Consider the following 17,672-nt stretch of genomic DNA (forward strand, 5'->3'; position numbering starts at 1 on the left):
CGATGATCATGGTGAACCCCATCGACACCCTCGACGTCTATATCGCTGGCAGACCGGTTGGGTGGCTCCACCACCTGCAGGGCGGCAAGCTTTCGTTCTCCTATCACGAGGCATGGATGGAGGGCCGGGTGGCGATCCCGCTCTCCCTGTCCATGCCGACGATCACCAGGACCTACGAGGGCAAGGTCGTTGAGGCATTCCTCTGGGGTCTGCTGCCGGATAATGAGCAGACCCTCGCCAGATGGGCGCAGAGGTTCCAGGTCTCCGCGCGAAACCCGTTTGCCCTGCTCAAGAATGTCGGCCGCGACTGCGCCGGCGCCGTCCAGTTCCTTCGTCGTGGCGACCAGGTTTCCCGCGGCGAGAACGTGGAGTTGCTCACCGAGGCGCAGATCGGCGACCGCCTGCGCGACCTGCGCAAGGATGGTGCAGCGACCCGGCGAATCGGCGATCCTGGTCAGTTCAGTCTCGCTGGTGCGCAGGCAAAGACGGCGTTCCATTTCGACAAGGGCAGCAATCGCTGGGGGATCCCTCTAGGCGACACGCCCACGACACACATCTTCAAGCCGCCTTTGCCGCACTTGCACGGGCATACCGAGAACGAGCATTTCTGCCTGCAGCTTGCATCCAAGCTCGGCATGGACGCTGCACATAGCCAGGTTCTCGACTTCGCAGGCGAAAAGGCGATCGTTATCGAGCGCTACGACCGCCGCAACATCGACGGCAAGACCATCCGCATCCATCAGGAGGACATGTGCCAGGCCCTGTCGGTGATGCCGACGCTCAAGTACGAGAACCAGGGTGGGCCAGGTATCACGACGATCTCCAGAAAGGTGCTGTCGGCCTCCCTCGACCCCGTCCAAGACCGTCAGATCTTCATGGCCGCGAACGTCTTCAACTGGATCATCGCCGGCACGGACGCGCACGCAAAGAACTACTCGATGCTGCTCGGTGCCCAGGGCGAGGCCCGCCTAGCTCCGCTCTACGACATCTCCTCCATTCTGCCGCACCTCGGGGGAGAGATCCAATCTGAGATGCGCGACCTTAAACTGGCGATGAAGATCGACAGAGTCTATCCCATCGAGGAGATCATGCCGCGCCACTGGGGGCGCTGTGCGTCCTCAGCAAAGGTTGGCAGCGAGTACACGGTGCGGACGATCCGCCATCAGCTCGCGGTGATGCCCGATATGGCATCGGAGTGCGCCCAAGAGCTTCGCCAGGAGGGGATCATCCATGAGATCGTTGGTCGCCTCGTCGACGCGATCGCGACGCGCATCAAGGGCTTGTCCCGGATCTATGGAGAGGAAGGTTGTGGAGGTTAAAGTCGGGCGGGGATAGCGGATCCACGGACTAATGCCGGCGAAATGGACGGACCGCACACTGCCCACGGGATTCTCGCTCTAATAGCGCCCCGGCTCCGGGCCGGGTAGATGGCCGGTTTCGGAACCGGCCATCGGCAGCTTGAATGACGGAAATGGGGTCGGCTGCAGAACGGCAGCTTCCCGCCGAACGCGGTCAACTTTCTCTCCAGGAAATCTGACAATGCGGGCCTACGATTTGGCGTCGAGTTGTGGCGTTTTTCGACGGTCAGTATGATTTCCGGCGGTTGGAGATTTGTATCGGCGTTTGATGAACGGCCGCTGTTGGGTTCAAAGTGGATGGTCGCGTTGGTGTGTGGACAGCAGGCTTGCGGCGTCCCTCGATTGAGATCACCCGCAGGTTTTTGCTCTTGAGTTCATCCAGATAATCGGCCCACCACTGCATCATCTTGACGCGCTCGTCCCAATGCTCTGCCCGGGCGTAGGCGCGCCGAACGTCGTTGTTCTCAATGTGGGCCAGCTGCCGCTCTATCGCGTCCGGATGCCACTTGCCGCATTCGTTCAGCAGAGTTGATGCCGTTGCTCGAAAACCATGCGCGGTAGCTTCTTCCTTGCTATAACCCATACGACGCAGTGCGGCGTTAAGCGTATTGTCGGAAATCGGACGCGAAGCCGATCGAACACTGGGAAACAGCAGCGATCCATCACCAGAGATTCCTCTCAGTGAAGTCAGGACGCTGATCGCTTGCTTTGATAGGGGTATGCGGTGCGGCCGTCGCATTTTCATGCGTGCTTCAGGGATCGTCCACACCGAGCTTTCAAAATCGAACTCTTCCCATTCAGCGGCGCGAAGCTCGCCGGGGCGGGGAAACAGCAGCGCTATCAGCTTCAGACCGGCTCGGGTTGTAGGCTGTCCGTCAAATGCATGGATCGCCCTCAGCAAACCGCCCAAGGCCTTCGGATCGGTAATCGCGGCGCGAGACGTTACCTTCGGACTGATGAGTGCGCCTCTGAGGGCGAAGGTCGGATCTGTCTCGGCGCGTGCGGTCGCGATCGCGTATCGAAACACGCTGCCGATGGTGGAGCGCAGTCGCCTGGCCGACTCATATCGACCGCGAACCTCGACGCGACGGAGGGCGGTAAGGATGCTGGCCGTATCGATCTCCCGAATGCACTTGTCGCCGATTATCGGGTAGGCAAAATCGAGCAGCCATTTGACCTTGCTGATCGTCCGGTCGGCACGTCCCTCCTTCTTTAGCTTGTCGACATATTCCTCCGCGATTGAGCGAAAGGAGTCCTTTGCCGAATCGGCCTTCCGCAAGCTGCGTTCCTTTCCAGGGTCGACGCCAGCTAGCAGGAGCCTTTTAGCATCATCGCGCGCCTCCCGTGCCTCGGCGAGAGAGATAAGGGGATAGCTGCCCAGCGCGAGCAGTTTCTGCTTGCCGTCAAAGCGGTAGGCGAGCCGCCAGAGGCGAGAGCCCGTGGGCTGTACCCATAGCTGCAGCCCGCCCCCGTCAGACAATTTCACGAGTTTGGAAGCAGCGCGGGCGTTTCGACATTTCACGTCGGAGAGGGGCATTCGTCAGGTCTCCCTAGGCTGTTTCGATACCATCAGGATGTCCAATACCAACGGAAATACCATCCCCCCGCCCCGTTGGACCAAATGCGCCCTAAGCGCTCCCTGTCCCGCTTAATTGCGCAATGCGACTGCAAAAGATCAACAATTCCACGGGCTTGCAGAAACTGCAGCATAGAAGGTTCGGCGAAAAGGAATGTCGGGAGAAGGGGGAATGGTGCCCAGAGGCGGAATCCAAGTGAGGAAAGTATGCCAGTACTTTCAGGATGTTGCTACCCACGTAGCCTGCGAACAACCAACATAAATACCAACAATATATTTCCGTGGATTACTTTCATTCCTCGTGGAATGCCCGACTGATTTGGTCCGACAGCGGCTTCACAAAATAGGAAAGCGCCGTACGCTCGCCCGTCTGGACCATCGCTTCGGCCGGCATGCCGGGCACGAGCGTCAGGTCGTTGAGCTTCGTCAGTTCCGCATGCGGAACCGATAGACGCACCAGGTAATACGAAATGCCGTTTTTTTCGTCCGTCGCCAGATCGGCTGCGATCCGGCTGACATATCCGTTCAATTCCGGCGTGGTTCTCAGATTGAAGGCTGACATCCGCAGCACGGCCTTGTGACCAAGCTGGATTTGGTCGATGTCCTTCGGGGTGATCCGTACTTCCAGCGCAAGATCGTCGCCTTCCGGCACGATTAGCATGATCGGATCGGCGGGCGTAATCACTCCGCCGAGCGTATGAACTGCGAGTTGTTGAATGGTGCCTGACTGCGGCGCGACGATATCGATCCGTCGCAGTTCCTGTTCAGCCGCCACCTTGCGCTCACCATACTCCCCGATCTGCGCCTGAACCTCTCTGAGCTCCTGGCCGACTTCGGTCTTGAAATCCTGATCGATCTGCGGGATCTGCAGGCGCGTTTCGGCTATGCGGGCTGCTGTCTGTGCCTGATGTGCGATCTTCTCACCGCGTTCGCCACCGAAAGTGGCAACCTGGATCTTCAGGCTGTTCAACCGTTGGTCCGAGACAATGCCTTGGTCGCGCAGCCCACTCAGAACAGCAATTTCCTTAAGGAGAACCTCGATCCTTTTTTCACAGGCAATTTCCTGCGCCTCGAATCCTTCGATCTCGTGGTGATATTGAGTAATGTGTTCCGCCAGTTGCGCCTGCTTTCCGTCGCGGGATTGTCTGCGGAATTCGAACAGCAGCGTCTCGCTATGTATTGCCGAAGCTACGTCCGGAACATCTCTTCGGACGAGCAGCCAGTCCGGGAAGGCGATCTCCGCGAGATCGTCACGTTCAGCATCGAGTCTTGCCTGGTAGGCGGCGAGCTCATCGAGCCGCTTGGTGACTATGGCGAGATTGGCGCGCGTCTGGGTGGCATCGAGCCGCATGAGGATGTCGCCGGCTTTCACTTTATCGCCTTCGCGCACCAGGATTTCTCCCACCACCCCGCCGGTCGGGTGCTGCACCTTCTTGACATAGGAATCGACGACAAAGTGTCCGGACGCGACAACCGCACCGGAGAGATTCGTGAAGGCCGCCCAGGCTCCGGCTCCTCCCACAAAGATTACGCTCGCCAGAAGGCCCGCCACCAGGTGGCGGCGAATGGAGCTGGAAACGTCATTGTTCTGATGAATGCCGGACACCGGGATCCTCCATGTCAGCGCGCTCTCCCACATGATCCTGTGTAGATTCGATGGCCTTGACGCCAGCGCCTCGTGCCATCGCTGTCCCCTTCAGGACTTTGGAAAGTGCTTCATCACGCGCACCGAATGCTCGCTGCCGTCCACCTTCCATCACCAACACCAAATCCACGGCGCGGATGGCGCTCGGCCGATGGGCGACGACAACCGCAATGCCCTTGCGCTCGCGCACGGAGGCGATCGCCTTAACGACCGCAGCCTCGCCTTCCGCATCGAGATTGGCATTGGGTTCATCCAGCACAACAAGGAAAGGGTCTCGATAAAGAGCACGGGCAAGACCGATACGCTGGCGCTGCCCGGCGGAAAGTGCCGATCCGGCCTCACCGATCGGAGTTTCGTAGCCGTGCTCAAATCGGAGGATCAGTTCGTGCGTGCCCGCTGCTTTCGCCGCGGCGACAATAGCCTCAGGGTCAGGATTATCTTCAAAACGAGCAATGTTTTCGGCAATGGTGCCGTCGAACAGTTCAACACCTTGCGGCAGATAGCCGATATGACGGCCTAGTGCTTCCCGGTCCCATTGATCGAGGCTTGCGCTGTCGATGCGAACCTTTCCGGCGACCGGCGCCCATGCGCCGACGATGGCGCGCGAGAGTGTCGACTTGCCCGAGCCCGATGCACCGATGATCCCGAGTGCGCTTCCCGCCTGAATGGCAAACGCAAGGCCGGTCACGGTCGGCTTCCTTTCGCCGGGCGGAACGATTGTCACGCTTTCGAGGCGCAGTTCGCGTTCAGGTGCAGGCATTGGCATAACAGGAGCGGATTCAGGAACCTTTTCCAAGAGGTCCTCCAGCCGCGCCCAACCCTGGCGCGCCATGAGGAAAGGTTTCCAGCTTGAAATGGCCAGATCGACCGGAGCCAGCGCACGCCCCATCATGATCGAACTGGCAATCATAACCCCGGCCGTAGCCTCCTGTCTGATGACAAGGTACGCGCCGACGGCAAGAATGGCCGATTGCAGCAGCACGCGCAGCGATTTTGAAATGGCACCCAGCCCACCTGCCACGTCCCCAGCTTTCCGGTTGGCGGCCAGACACTTGGCATTGGCCTTTTGCCATCGGGCAGCGATCCGCTTTCCAAGGCCGAGAGCTTGCACGACCTCGGCATTGCAACGCGCTGCTTGCAGCAGACCATTGCGTGCCATGTTGTGGGCAACGGTATCGCTTATCGGCCGTTGCGAGAGAGTGTTGGCAAGGAGTGTCAGAGATGTGAGGCCGACCGCCCCGATAAGTGCCGTCATGCCGATCCAGAAATGAAGGAGGAAGCAAATGCCAAGATAAAACAGCATCCATGGCAGATCGAAGAACGCTGTCGGACCGTTTCCACCCAAGAAGCCGCGAACATTGTCGAGATCGCGAAGCGGCTGCAAGCCGTCGCCCGGCATGCGCGTTGAAAGCGGAAGGCGAACGATCGCATCGTGAACGCGTCCGGAAAACTCTCCATCGAAACGCTCGCCAATCCGCAGCAGCACGCGGGCGCGCAAAATGTCGAGCAAGCATTGGAACGCATAAAGCCCCGCAGCAAGCACGACGAGCCCCACCAGCGTCGATACGCTGCCACTTGCCAGAACGCGGTCATAGACCTGAAGCATGAACAGCGGCGAGATCAGCGCAAGCACGTTGACCGCGCCGCTGATCAACACAACGCCCCAAATAGCGGAACTCAGAGGGAAAGGTCTCAAAGCTGAATCCTTCAAGGAATGGCTTCTCACGTAAGTTCCGGAGGCTGGCGACTCAGCCCCATATTGCTCCCCGACCGGCGACCGACTGCATCCGCTCGCTGGTTCAGGATCAGTGCTCCCGCCGAATATGTTTGGTCCCGGCATTTAATGGAGCGGGTCAACAAACCGTCCGGCTGAAGGTTTGGAAGGGCAACGTCATCGTGGCCGGCCGCAAGGGCCCGGACAGGCTTCCGCCTCCACACTTTCAGGAGATTTAGGTGCACGACCAGCGCGACGCGCAGGGCTTCGTCAAGCTATCCACGCTGCAACTGCTCCCGGGCGCCCCTCGGCCGCCCCGGCCCATGGCAAGTAGCGGAAACGGGAAAGCGCCCGCCCAGGGGGGCGGGGCGCGGTTCCGTATCGGTTTTCTGGATCAAACGAAGGTGAAGTCCGACGCGGTCAGGCCTAGGTCGGCCACGGTGACCACACCGCCCAGGTGGGCGAACTCGTGCGCGCTGCCGTCGGCGGTGACATAGGCCAGAGTTGCGACTCTGTCGGTGTAGCTGCTTTGGTAGACAATGATGTCGCCGGCGTGCTCGCCGGAGATCGCACGCGCTGCCTCATTAGCAGAGTTGAAAGATTCGCCAGTGATTACCACGACATGTTCGCCGTTCGCACCCGAGGCCGCGCCACTGTAGAAGCTGCTCACCGGGTAGCCGGACTGTATACTGGCGTTGTTGACGAAGTTCGCGCCAAAACCGTCGTTGTAGAGGCCCACCGCATCGAAGGCGAACTTGTCCTCCGCCGGGTTGAAATCGGTGATAGTGGTAATGTCCGGCTTCGACCCGACACTCGGATCGACCCCAGGCACCGGATTGTGGAACTGGAACACGAACGTGTCATTGTCGGTGCCCCCGGTCAACGTATCCTGGCCGTCACCCACGTAGAGGACATCCTGGCCGGGACCGCCGCTGAGCCTGTCATTGTCCTCACCGGAGATGCGCGCGTTGAAGCGGCCGTTGTCGCCGGAGAGATCGTCCCAGCCATCTCCGCCGAAGATGCGGTCGTTACCCTCGCCGCCAAGGGCTCGGTCACTGCCCGGGCCAGCCGAGATCTCGTCGTTGCCGCCACGACCGTCAATCCAGTCACCGCCCTGGAAACCCTCCATCCAATCTTCACCCTTGGTGCCGAGGAGTGTTTCGGCATCCGGGCTACCCTTGATAATGTTTGCCATCGAAAAATACTCCTGATGATGCACCCTGCCTGACGCGTTCATATTGCTCATCGGGTAATTAGAGAAATCGATTGCTTGGATAGACACACATTTACGAAATGGATGCATTCACGTTCACTTCGCCCTTCCGCTGAGCAGTAGCGGGCTCGCAGGCGGCGGGGACGCGCCCAGACGATCGACCCGAACATTCACACTCAAGCGGACGAGGAAAACTTGGTAACCGGCCGCCCTGGTTGGGCCCAAATCTCTCTCTGTTTGCTCGACGCCGGCATACCCGGCCGTAAGCGCTGGACGTGGACAAGTTCCGGTGGCGGCGGGTACGGCGCGGCCTCAGCGATGAATGGGGGCCGGAGACGGTTCCTTCCCCGACACGCATGCTGCTACCGCGCAACAAGGGGAGGGCAATTTGCCGCCAATGGCCTCGTGATAGCGCCTTTCGCCGACAGGCTGTCGAAGTTGACGAAGCCGAGCTGAAACGACAACTGACGGGTCCTCACAGCTGCGTTACGCATTCGCTCACCGTCAAGCCGGCCTCGGAAGAACAGGCATAGGGCTGTGTTGCCGAGTATCTCGCCAGCACTGCCCATTGCGAGCAATGGAACATTAGGGAGCGCGTTCGCGCGAGCCGCGAGTTCAAGGATCTCGGAACGACAGCTTCCGCACGTCGGCCGCACGGGCTCTACGCGACGCGGCCTACGCCAAGCTAATAGAATTACTTTCATGCTCGTGGAATGCCCGACTGATTTGGTCCGACAGCGGCTTCACAAAATAGGAAAGCGCCGTACGCTCGCCCGTCTGGACCATCGCTTCGGCCGGCATGCCGGGCACGAGCGTCAGGTCGTTGAGCTTCGTCAGTTCCGCATGCGGAACCGATAGACGCACCAGGTAATACGAAATGCCGTTTTTTTCGTCCGTCGCCAGATCGGCTGCGATCCGGCTGACATATCCGTTCAATTCCGGCGTGGTTCTCAGATTGAAGGCTGACATCCGCAGCACGGCCTTGTGACCAAGCTGGATTTGGTCGATGTCCTTCGGGGTGATCCGTACTTCCAGCGCAAGATCGTCGCCTTCCGGCACGATTAGCATGATCGGATCGGCGGGCGTAATCACTCCGCCGAGCGTATGAACTGCGAGTTGTTGAATGCTGCCTGACTGCGGCGACGATATCGATCCGTCGCAGTTCCTGTTCAGCCGCCACCTTGCGCTCACCATACTCCCCGACCTGCGCCTCGCTGGACGAGGACAAGTTCCGCTGGCCGCGGGTGGAGAACGGCGTGATCCGGCTTGCCGCGCCCAACTGATGGCGCTCGTCGAAGGCATGGACTGGCGCGCTTAAGCCGAACGGAGACGGCGTCCGACGTTGGCCGGATAGGCCGTGGCGAAGTGACTCAGGCGCAAAAGGCGGGCCTCTGGCCGTGCAAAATAAGCTTTTGTCGGCGTCATGAAGAGAAGCGCTTTGGCCCGTCTCCACGAAATCGTTCCGCTCAAGGCGATATTCGTCCCCATGGCGGCGGAGAAGGCCGAACTGCAACAACTCCGGAGCGAACACTCAAGGCCGAGATCGTCCGGATGGCGACACTCAACGAGCGTGCCCAGGAGAGGCTCGCCGACCTTCAGGGATCGTCAAGCAGCTGGAGCGCGGCGCTTCGGTCGCAGCTCCGAGAAGCTCGAACGTGCCCAGCAGGCCTTCGCCTTCGAATCCAGACCGGGCTCGGCGCGATTGAGTCCGAACTCGAGGCCGCAAGGCCGCAAGACCGACAGGCGAGCCGCGACGTGCTGCGCGACCGCGCAAGGCGTTCCCGGTGCATCTGGAGCGGGTCGAGATCGTCATCCGGCTCGACCCATGGGGCAAGAAGCGCTCCCGCAGCCAATCGTCCAGTCCGTCAAACGCCGTCGGCCGCACGGGCTTGCGAAACGGAACAGTCCCGCCCTCGCTTAGATGCCGATGCACGGTGTTGCGCGCGCACCCGAATTCCTTCGCCCGTCGGTTCCCCGCCAACCTCATGCCGCCGCAGCATCGCTGCCACCTCTTCAGGCTGAAGGATCTGCTCTCCCTGCATCGTTCTCGACAATGCAGGAATCGCCCAATCCCAATCCCAATCGCGATCCATGCCTCCTCTCATAACCGAGGGGTCAGTTTCTCAATTCGGCCGACAACTGAGACGTCCGGTGCTCTTAGGCAGGGCAATCATACGAGATGCCTCCTGCAACATCATTTCCCGCATCCATAGGCTTGCCGGATCATTATTGTGAAGCGCAGGCCATTGGACGGCCTCCGTGAATGCGGCAGGAAGTGGCGGCGGAAGTTCGACAATCCGCAAGGGTGTTAATTTCGCGAAATGCTGCGCCAGCCGCAACGGCATGGTCCCGATGCGGCTGGTGCCTGATAGAAGGGGCGGGATCATGCTAAAGCCGTGTACGACGACCTCGATACGTCTCTCGAAACCGTTCTCGAGCAAATACCATTCCTCGATGGAGGGCTGCCGGGTGTCCCCGAATTTAAGCACAACCTGCCCCATCGACAAGTATCGGTCGAATGTAAGTGGCTCTGACAGCTGCTTGTTCGTGCCGCAGCCTACGCATACGAGCATATCTTCGAACAGGGCTGCGCGAGGATGTTTCGACATGAACACTTCCGGCATAATCAGAAAATCAACGTCGCCGCGCCGGAGAAGCTCCTCGGGGTCGTCGGAAATAGGCAGACATTCGAAGCGGACGGCGGGAGCTTCCCGCGCAGCACGCTTTACGATTTTCTTAAAAAATACGAGTGTGAGGTAATCGGAAAGGATGATGCGGAAGCGACGATCCGATCCGACCGGGTTAAAGGGGTCCCAGGAAATAATCGACAGCTGGATGTGCAGCAATGCCTCCCGGACTGCTGTGGCGAGCCCCTCCGCGCGCGGTGTCAAAATGAGTTCGCGGCCGTTCATCGTAAATAGCTCATCGCTGAAATAGGCGCGTAACCGACCGACGGCGGCGCTCATGGCCGGCTGACTCAGGTTAATACTGCGGGCTGCGGCGGTGACTTTACGCTCCCTGATCAAAGCGTCCAGCACAACGAGGAGATTTAGATCGAGTCCCTTAAAACGCATGCATTGACCTATCCGGCGCGTGGATGGGTATCGCCCAAACAATCAATTTCACGAATGGTGAGAGCGTCAACGCATCAGCCGACGACGAAACAGAGCAACCGATAGGAAGAACGGCAAAACCGTGTATATGCAAAGCGCGCCGATATGCAGGCCCATGCTGCCGGCGGGACGGCCAAGCATCGCCGGACGAATGAGGTCAATTGCATGTGCGAGCGGCAACAAGGAGGCGACGTCCTGAAAAGCGCCGGGCAATTGGTTGACCGGAAACATCGCGCCGCAAAGGAACAGCATGGGTGTTATAACAAGCGTATTATAAAATATGAAATATTCATAACTGGGCGCAAGCGCCGTGACGACCATCGCTAGACTCGCGAAGGCGAGGCCACTGAGAGCGATGACTGGCAGCAAGCAGAGGATGGATGGCCACGATGCGTAGCCTAGCGTGGTCGCAACAATAGTGATTGCTGTGCCCGCCATCAGGGCCTTGGTGGCTGCCCACGCCAATTCGCCGAGTAAGATATCGCCGAGCGTCAGCTGAGTGCATAGCATTCCTTCCCAGGTGCGCTGGTCGCCCATGCGGCCGAAACTCCCGTAAACCGTTTCAGCGGTCGCCGATGCCATCGCGCTTGTGGCAACCATGCCAGCCGCGAGAAACGCAATGTACGAAGTGCCCTCAACAGGACCTATCATTGTTCCGATTCCAAAGCCGAGACCGAACAGATAGATCATCGGATCGGCAAGGTTGCCGAGCACCGATGCAAGCCCGATTTTCTTCCATCCAAGATAGTTGCGGCGCCAAACCGCGACCCAATTCCACGCATTGGCGGGCATGCCCGCCGCATAACGTTCGCCCATTGTTCAGTCCTCCATCTCGCGCCCGGTTAGCCGCAAAAACACATCCTCGAGATTGGGAGGACGCTGCAGAAGGCGTAGACCCGCGCGCCCGCGTAGCTGCGCCAGCACCTGCTCCGGATCGGGTGCATAGCAAAAAAGCGTCTCACCGCTCACCTCAATGCGCTGTGCGTACGGCCGGATCAGCGCACCCAGTTCATGCGGATTGCCGCCGTAGACCTCGACCACGTCACAGCCGATCTGCTCGTCAATGAGTGCGGACGGGCGGCCTTCGGCGATCTTGCGCCCCTCCTCCATAACGCACAGCCGATCGCACAGCCGCTCGGCCTCTTCCATGAAATGGGTAGTCAAAAGAATAGTCTTGCCCCGCGCCAGCAGCGATCGCAGCCGTTCCCAGATCAGGTGGCGGGCCTGCGGATCGAGGCCGGTGGTCGGCTCGTCCATCACCAGCAAGTGCGGGTCATTGATGAGCGCACGCGCGAGCGTCAGGCGCCGCTTCATGCCGCCGGACAGTTCGGCGACGCGCGCATCCGCTTTGTTCTCGAGGCGGGCGAACTCAAGCAGCGATGGTATGACCGCATCGATCTGGCGTCTGCTCATTCGGAAGTAGCGCCCGAACACCAACAGGTTCTCGCGTACAGTGAACGCGGTATCAAGATTGTCGAACTGCGGGACCACGCCGATGCGCATACGTGCCAAACGCGCGCGCGCCGGCACTGGAACGCCGAGCACAGTAATCTTCCCCGCATCGGGCGATGTCATGCCGAGGACCATACGCGCAATCGTGCTTTTGCCCGCGCCGTTCGGTCCCAAGAGCCCGAAGCATTCCCCCGCCGCAACGCGGAACGACAGTCTGTCGACAACGAGCTTGTCATAAGTTTTGCTTACGTCAGTAAGATCGATCGCTACCATGGACATGGGTTCATTTTACCGAGAGGGACGCCAAGACTGGCGGTTGCTTGGTTGCCTGCCGGACCTGAAACTGTGACTCGTGTTCGCCATCCCAGCCGTCGATAACGAACTGATCGACATCACAAGGATTTAGCCCCTGTTCCGGTAAAGCGGCGACAATTGCGTATAGATTATCGATGGCTTGGTAACGCGGATCGTTGTGCCGCTTTTCCTGGTCAACGCAGAAGACGAGCCGTCCATCCTCGACCAGGGCGATCGCCCCATCATGGGTCAGCTTGATACCAAAGATGCGCATAGTGTCTCCAGGTTAACGGCGATAGATTCGATTCATCAGGAAGCGGAAAGCGGGTTTCGGAAACGGACGAGCAAGCAGTCTTCGTTGACCGACTCGCCCCGACACTCAAGACGCTCTACCTCGATCAACGTTTCGTTCAGCATGGCGATGACCGGCTCAGCACCAGCGGCGTGGCCCCAGCGACGGCAATTAGCATCCCTTGCCGATCCGAAGATCAGATGCCCGCCAGGCGCAAGCACCCGCACCAGGTTTTTGACGGCCGCGCGCATCTCGGCTATGTCTTCGAGATAGTAGAGGACCTCCGCCACAACGATCAGGTCAAACAACTCGTCGGTCGAAAACTGTTGAACATCGGAGACTATCCAGTTGATGCGCGACGGCTCGTTTATCCGTTGACGTGCTCGAGCAATCGCTTGCGCCACGACATCGATGACGGTGAGCCCTTGGCAGTAGGGGGCTAGTTTTTCCGTGAATGCGCCGGCAGCGCACCCGACTTCGAGGGCATTTGAAATGGAGCCTTGGGCAAGCGCCAGCTGGAGCATTTGCGTGTGGCGCTTCCGCTCGAACGGATTGCCGTCGAGAAGCCACGGATCGTCTGCGGCCAATTCCCGATCAAGCAACTGATGATTCACGTTCTGGGTCAAACTCGTGCACCTCTCGTCCACTAGGTAATTAGCGATCACTCGTCGCCGCAAATGTTGCCCGACAGCACTAATTCCGAAGAATCCCGCGCAAGATTGAGCCTGCGAAGCGGAGCCGCATGCGGCGAGAATTCTGCCCTGCTGGAACCAGTGATCGGAGTTTGGGTGGGGGCCTGTTTTCCCCCAGTGTTCGATGTAGCGACAGCAGAGCCTCGCGACAGCCAATCGCTATTGCTCAATGTACACAGCGCGTAGGCTTTCAACGGAAGCAAGAGAAAGATGTTGATGAACGTGTGCAGCGAAAAGCCCAGAAATCGAAACTGTCGGGCACGAAATGCTACCACGCTGCATCGGAGCAGGGTCATGGACACAATCATCAGTCCTGTCCACCAAGGCACAGAGCCTGTCAGTGCGAAATGTGCGAGGCCCGTTAATACCGATATGGCGAGGAGTAGCGCGCCGAGATTCTGTCCGACCACGTCCAACGTGAGATAGCTATTCAGGCTGGGCAGCAAGCGCAGCCCAAGCAGCGTGTCCCGGAATGTGCTTCGTGCCCAACGGAGTTGTTGGCGCAGATACGGTCCTAGTCTGTTCGGGACGACTGTGGCCGCGATGGCGCTCGGAACGTACTCGGTTCGAAAGCCTGCTTTCAGCATCAGGATAGTAAGATGGCGATCCTCACCGAAGTCGCTTGGCTTGCCCCGAAAAAACTGCGACTCGTACTGGTCCAGTAACAAAAGGAGCGCAGACCGGCGGTACATGGCACATGGGCCGCAACAGCACATAACGGCACCGAAGCGAGCCTGCGCCGCGCGCTCCTCGTTGCAAGCCAGCCAGTACTCCATGTCTATCAGCCTGGTCAGCCAGCTCTCGGTCCGGTTACTGGCCGTCAACTGACCCATGACTGCGCCGACCGCTGAATCTCGCATCTTCGGTACAAGCTTGGCAATGACGTCGGATGCGAGTAACGTGTCTGAATCAACGTTAAGCACCAGATCCCCTGATGAGCGGCGTATCGCGGCGATCTGCGCCTTGCGCTTTCCAACATTCTCGGGAAGCAAAATGATGTCGAACCTAGGGTCGCGCGCGTAGGCTTCGTGGACAGTTCCTAAGGCTTCGCGGTTTCCAGAACCGTCATCAACCACATAGACCCGAAGTCTTCCGGCGTATTCTTGGTCGGCAATGGAAGCCAGGCACTCTGAAAGCGTGCGCGGATCCTCGTTGAAGCAGGGGACGATGACATCCACGCTGGGCAGTTGATCGGAGCCGACGAGAACCTCCAACGCCGATGAGTCGTTTGTCGGCAGAGCATAAAGCCCCTGCATGCTCTTATAAGCAGTCGAGAGCAGCGCATAAAGCGATATGGCCACAGTGCTGGTTGTACCAAGAAGAGTCATGGGATCTCGTTTGTTCAGTGATGTTGAGGAAGTGAGCGGATTACAAATCCGCGCTCACGCAATGCTGGAATCAGCCGGGACAGCGCCGTGACCGTCTGGTCGCGCAGACCGGCGTGAGCGCCCCGGCCCAACTCGCCGGGAGGGCATCCGTCGTGCAAGAGTACGATTGCGCCCGGCCGGACAGAGGCGAGCACTTTATCGATAATCGCGTCGACCCCAGGGCGAGACCAATCTCGAGGGTCGACGGACCAATGGAGGGCCGCCAGCCCGGCGATCTGTGACGCTGTGAAGACTTCTTCACTCCAGGCGCCGTAGGGCGCGCGAACATAGCGCACCGAGGCCTGCGGGCACGCTCTCATGATGGCGTCGTTCGCTTCAAAGACCTCACGTTGCACTTCGCCGAAACCGCATTGGTACAGATCCGGATGAGACATCGTGTGGTTGCCTACCTCGTGCCCTTCTGCGATCATCCGTTGGATTAGATCTGGGTGCTCTAAGGCGTAGGCGCCGATGACGAAGAAAGTCGCCGGCACCCGCTGCTCTGCCAGCACATCGAGAATCTCCGGTGTGAAAAGTCGATTGGGACCGTCGTCAAACGTCAGATAAACGCTGCGACGGCCGGTGCCGTCAGAGCACTCACGGCGCACTTCGTACAAGCAATCGGGACGGCTCATAGCTCTGGTCCGTTCCGATCTATCATCGTGCCCGTGGGCCATTCGCTGATCGGCCGTCCAACCGGCAGAACAATGGTGAGTGCGTCATCGATGCGTGTGGGCGGCAGGTCGAGGCGGGCCTCTGGTCGGGTCGAGCGCACGCGAATTCCCGACAAAACGGCCAAAGGCCTGTATCGCCGCCCGAACCTCTCAACATGATTCCGCAGCGCGTCCCGGACCGTTCCGAAAGCGAATGGAACGCCAAGCTCCTGCAGTATTGGAAGCATGACATGGATTGAATGGGCGATTCCGAGACCCTCAAGGTCCGGGCGTACCCCGTACAGGCCCAGCTCAGCCACCAACAGGTCGACCGCGTCAACCTTGATGAAACGGCGCAGTATGCCCATGTGAGCCGCTACACCACTTGAATCATAGGCGATCACGCGGAGTTCAGGCCTGGCTCCGGCCCAGCTTCGACTACCTTCGAACGGTTCTGCGTTGGACGCCCCAGTCGGCCCGTACGTATCACGAAAGAACTCGGCGAGCTCAACGTGATCGGAGAGCTGCAATTCGTTTTCCCAGCACAACTTCCACTGCACCTGATGGCGCATTCAGGACCTCTCTTCATATTAGTTTTTTGCGGCCGCATTACCCGACCAAAGCGGCGCTGTTGGCTGCATTCAGCCGTTGTCGTTGGCGAAGGTGAGCCAGACGCTCTCTCGAAGTTCCGGCCCGTGTCGTCGATTTGAGCTTGACGTCGCTCATTAACGTTCCTCTAATGCATGGCTCGTAAATTCGTAAAATTGATTGTTTGAATGATACGCATCCACGCGTTGGATAGAACATGACATGCGTTTCAAGGGACTCGATCTAAATCTCCTCGTTGTGCTGGACGCTCTGATGAGGGAGCGTAAAGTCACTGCCGCGGCTCGCAGTATCAACCTGAGCCAGCCGGCCATGAGCGCCGCCGTTGCTCGGTTACGCGCCTATTTCAACGATGAGCTATTTACGATGAACGGCCGCGAGCTCATTTTGACACCGCGCGCCGACGGGCTCGCCACAGCAGTCCGGGAGGCATTGCTGCACATCCAGCTATCGATTATTTCCTCCGACGCTTTCAACCCAGCCCAATCGGATCGTCTCTTCCGAATGATGCTTTCCGATTACATCACGCTCGTATTTTTTAAGAAGATCGTAGAGCGTGCTGCGCGGGAAGCTCCCGCCGTTCGCTTTGAATGTCTGCCTATTTGCGACGACCCCGAGGAGCTTCTCCGGCGCGGCGACCTTGATTTTCTGATTATGCCGGAAGTGTTCATGTCGAAACATCCTCGCGCAGTCCTGTTCGAAGATATGCTCGTATGCGTAGGCTGCGGCACGAACAAGCAGCTGTCAGAGCCACTTACATTCGAGCGATACTTGTCCATGGGGCATGTCGTGCTCAAATTCAGGCACACCCGGCAGCCCACCATGGAGGAATGGTATTTGCTCGAGCACGGTTTCGAGAGACGTGTCGAGGTCGTCGTACAGGGCTTTAGCCTGATCGCGCCCGTCCTGTCAGGCAGCAACCGCATCGGGACCATGCCCTTACGGCTGGCGCAGCATTTCGCAAAAACAACACCCCTGCGGATTGTCCAACTTCCGCCGCCACTTCCTCCTCCCGCATTCACGGAGGCCGTCCAGTGGCCTGAGCTTCACAATACTGATCCGGCAAGCATGTGGATGCGGGAAATGATGTTGCAGGAGGCATCTAGCCTGGCGCCTTTGCCTGAAATCAATGAGCGTCTCGGGCACGCCGATCCGACCTTGCGGTTGTTGGTACCGACTGCCACCTCGATTTCGCGTGCGAAGTCCCGGAAGATGTTAAGCCCCACTTAAACACCGGGCCTTGCCCAGCAGAGCGGCGCAGTTGATTGTCAAGTACGAGGGCCAGGAACGAGCAGAACACACGCCCGGGGTTGCTACTGAATTGACTGCCGCCTCCGATTTTGCTTGCGGAGTCCCAGAAGATGCTCAGCCCCACTTAAATGCCAACGTCGCAGGCCTTGCCGCGGCTTTTCACGCGCGGCCAGGCGAGGAGATGGCGGTCGACGTGGTCGATCCAATCTGTGCCAGCCTCGCTCGGCTACTGGCGTCGACGACAGTCCCCTGCACCGAGAAAGTCGGGCACTTGGCAATGAAGCCGGTCGAGCTTGACGCTGCGGACCCAGGCAATTGACCCCGCGCTTCTGCCTGAACGCGTGGCCGATCCGTTCATCTAATCGGCGCTACATTCTGCCCGGCTGAGGTCCGTGGGTGCGGCCACCCCGCGGGATGGGATCATCATTCAACTTTCTCTCGTTTAT

13 protein-coding genes and 3 pseudogenes are annotated in these 17,672 nt (G+C 59.2%); 2 read left to right on the forward strand and 14 right to left on the reverse strand.

Annotated features, from left to right (window positions below; translation table 11 throughout):
• Positions 1–2 precede the first annotated feature (2 nt).
• Positions 3–1,319, forward strand: a complete 1,317-nt coding sequence (locus NKI20_RS16645) for a type II toxin-antitoxin system HipA family toxin (RefSeq protein WP_352832097.1) — start codon at positions 3–5, stop codon at positions 1,317–1,319.
• A 265-nt stretch (positions 1,320–1,584) separates the two neighbouring features.
• On the opposite strand, the gene NKI20_RS16650 is transcribed toward NKI20_RS16645, so the two are convergent.
• The 14 genes and pseudogenes from NKI20_RS16650 to NKI20_RS16715 all read right to left on the reverse strand — a co-directional run bounded on the left by NKI20_RS16650 (position 1,585) and on the right by NKI20_RS16715 (position 15,941).
• Positions 1,585–2,895, reverse strand: coding sequence for a tyrosine-type recombinase/integrase (locus NKI20_RS16650; RefSeq protein ID WP_352832031.1), 1,311 nt, complete (start codon positions 2,893–2,895; stop codon positions 1,585–1,587).
• Between the two features lie 331 nt (positions 2,896–3,226).
• Complete coding sequence (locus NKI20_RS16655; RefSeq protein WP_352832033.1) at positions 3,227–4,540, reverse strand: HlyD family type I secretion periplasmic adaptor subunit; 1,314 nt, start codon at positions 4,538–4,540, stop codon at positions 3,227–3,229.
• On the reverse strand, positions 4,515–6,290 hold the full coding sequence (locus tag NKI20_RS16660; RefSeq protein ID WP_352774569.1) for a type I secretion system permease/ATPase: 1,776 nt from the start codon (positions 6,288–6,290) through the stop codon (positions 4,515–4,517). The genes NKI20_RS16655 and NKI20_RS16660 overlap by 26 nt, the downstream gene beginning before the upstream one ends.
• Before the next feature lie 397 nt (positions 6,291–6,687).
• Complete coding sequence (locus tag NKI20_RS16665; RefSeq protein ID WP_352632591.1) at positions 6,688–7,488, reverse strand: calcium-binding protein; 801 nt, start codon at positions 7,486–7,488, stop codon at positions 6,688–6,690.
• A gap of 693 nt (positions 7,489–8,181) precedes the next feature.
• Positions 8,182–8,719 (reverse strand): annotated as a pseudogene (locus NKI20_RS16670) (beta-barrel domain-containing protein); the annotation flags it as partial.
• Positions 8,720–9,331: 612 nt separating this feature from the next.
• Positions 9,332–9,599: pseudogene (locus tag NKI20_RS16675) on the reverse strand (hypothetical protein); the annotation flags it as partial.
• Positions 9,600–9,629: 30 nt separating this feature from the next.
• Positions 9,630–10,580, reverse strand: coding sequence for a LysR family transcriptional regulator (locus tag NKI20_RS16680; protein WP_023736274.1), 951 nt, complete (start codon positions 10,578–10,580; stop codon positions 9,630–9,632).
• A gap of 66 nt (positions 10,581–10,646) precedes the next feature.
• The gene (locus tag NKI20_RS16685; RefSeq protein WP_023736275.1) at positions 10,647–11,435 is read right to left on the reverse strand and encodes an ABC transporter permease; all 789 of its coding nucleotides are present in this window, start codon (positions 11,433–11,435) and stop codon (positions 10,647–10,649) included.
• A 3-nt stretch (positions 11,436–11,438) separates the two neighbouring features.
• Positions 11,439–12,350, reverse strand: a complete 912-nt coding sequence (nodI, locus tag NKI20_RS16690) for a nodulation factor ABC transporter ATP-binding protein NodI (protein WP_023736276.1) — start codon at positions 12,348–12,350, stop codon at positions 11,439–11,441.
• A gap of 43 nt (positions 12,351–12,393) precedes the next feature.
• Positions 12,394–12,639 (reverse strand): annotated as a pseudogene (locus tag NKI20_RS16695) (carbamoyltransferase N-terminal domain-containing protein); the annotation flags it as partial.
• 35 nt (positions 12,640–12,674) lie between these two features.
• Positions 12,675–13,283, reverse strand: a complete 609-nt coding sequence (gene nodS / locus NKI20_RS16700; RefSeq protein WP_023770905.1) for a nodulation methyltransferase NodS — start codon at positions 13,281–13,283, stop codon at positions 12,675–12,677.
• A gap of 35 nt (positions 13,284–13,318) precedes the next feature.
• Positions 13,319–14,677, reverse strand: a complete 1,359-nt coding sequence (gene nodC / locus NKI20_RS16705; protein ID WP_352832040.1) for a chitooligosaccharide synthase NodC — start codon at positions 14,675–14,677, stop codon at positions 13,319–13,321.
• A gap of 14 nt (positions 14,678–14,691) precedes the next feature.
• On the reverse strand, positions 14,692–15,351 hold the full coding sequence (gene nodB / locus NKI20_RS16710; RefSeq protein WP_023766912.1) for a chitooligosaccharide deacetylase NodB: 660 nt from the start codon (positions 15,349–15,351) through the stop codon (positions 14,692–14,694).
• Positions 15,348–15,941, reverse strand: a complete 594-nt coding sequence (locus NKI20_RS16715) for a NodA family N-acyltransferase (RefSeq protein WP_023736281.1) — start codon at positions 15,939–15,941, stop codon at positions 15,348–15,350. Before NKI20_RS16715 ends, nodB begins: the two co-directional genes overlap by 4 nt.
• Positions 15,942–16,179: 238 nt before the next feature.
• Here NKI20_RS16715 and NKI20_RS16720 point away from each other — a divergent pair, with 238 nt between their 5' ends.
• Entirely contained in the window at positions 16,180–17,205 is a 1,026-nt protein-coding gene (locus NKI20_RS16720) for a LysR family transcriptional regulator (RefSeq protein WP_023736282.1), read from the forward strand.
• Positions 17,206–17,672: the final 467 nt, after the last annotated feature.

This window comes from Mesorhizobium sp. M0830, assembly GCF_040319965.1.
Taxonomy (GTDB): domain Bacteria; phylum Pseudomonadota; class Alphaproteobacteria; order Rhizobiales; family Rhizobiaceae; genus Mesorhizobium.

Bases quoted from the DNA above. Each gene is read 5' to 3' on its own strand.
- NKI20_RS16645 (WP_352832097.1), top strand. From the start codon at position 3: ATGATCATGGTGAACCCCATCGACACCCTCGACGTCTATATCGCTGGC.
- NKI20_RS16650 (WP_352832031.1), bottom strand. From the start codon at position 2,895: ATGCCCCTCTCCGACGTGAAATGTCGAAACGCCCGCGCTGCTTCCAAA.
- NKI20_RS16665 (WP_352632591.1), bottom strand. From the start codon at position 7,488: ATGGCAAACATTATCAAGGGTAGCCCGGATGCCGAAACACTCCTCGGC.
- NKI20_RS16680 (WP_023736274.1), bottom strand. From the start codon at position 10,580: ATGCGTTTTAAGGGACTCGATCTAAATCTCCTCGTTGTGCTGGACGCT.
- NKI20_RS16685 (WP_023736275.1), bottom strand. From the start codon at position 11,435: ATGGGCGAACGTTATGCGGCGGGCATGCCCGCCAATGCGTGGAATTGG.
- nodI (WP_023736276.1), bottom strand. From the start codon at position 12,350: ATGTCCATGGTAGCGATCGATCTTACTGACGTAAGCAAAACTTATGAC.
- nodC (WP_352832040.1), bottom strand. From the start codon at position 14,677: ATGACTCTTCTTGGTACAACCAGCACTGTGGCCATATCGCTTTATGCG.
- nodB (WP_023766912.1), bottom strand. From the start codon at position 15,351: ATGAGCCGTCCCGATTGCTTGTACGAAGTGCGCCGTGAGTGCTCTGAC.
- NKI20_RS16715 (WP_023736281.1), bottom strand. From the start codon at position 15,941: ATGCGCCATCAGGTGCAGTGGAAGTTGTGCTGGGAAAACGAATTGCAG.
- NKI20_RS16720 (WP_023736282.1), top strand. From the start codon at position 16,180: ATGCGTTTCAAGGGACTCGATCTAAATCTCCTCGTTGTGCTGGACGCT.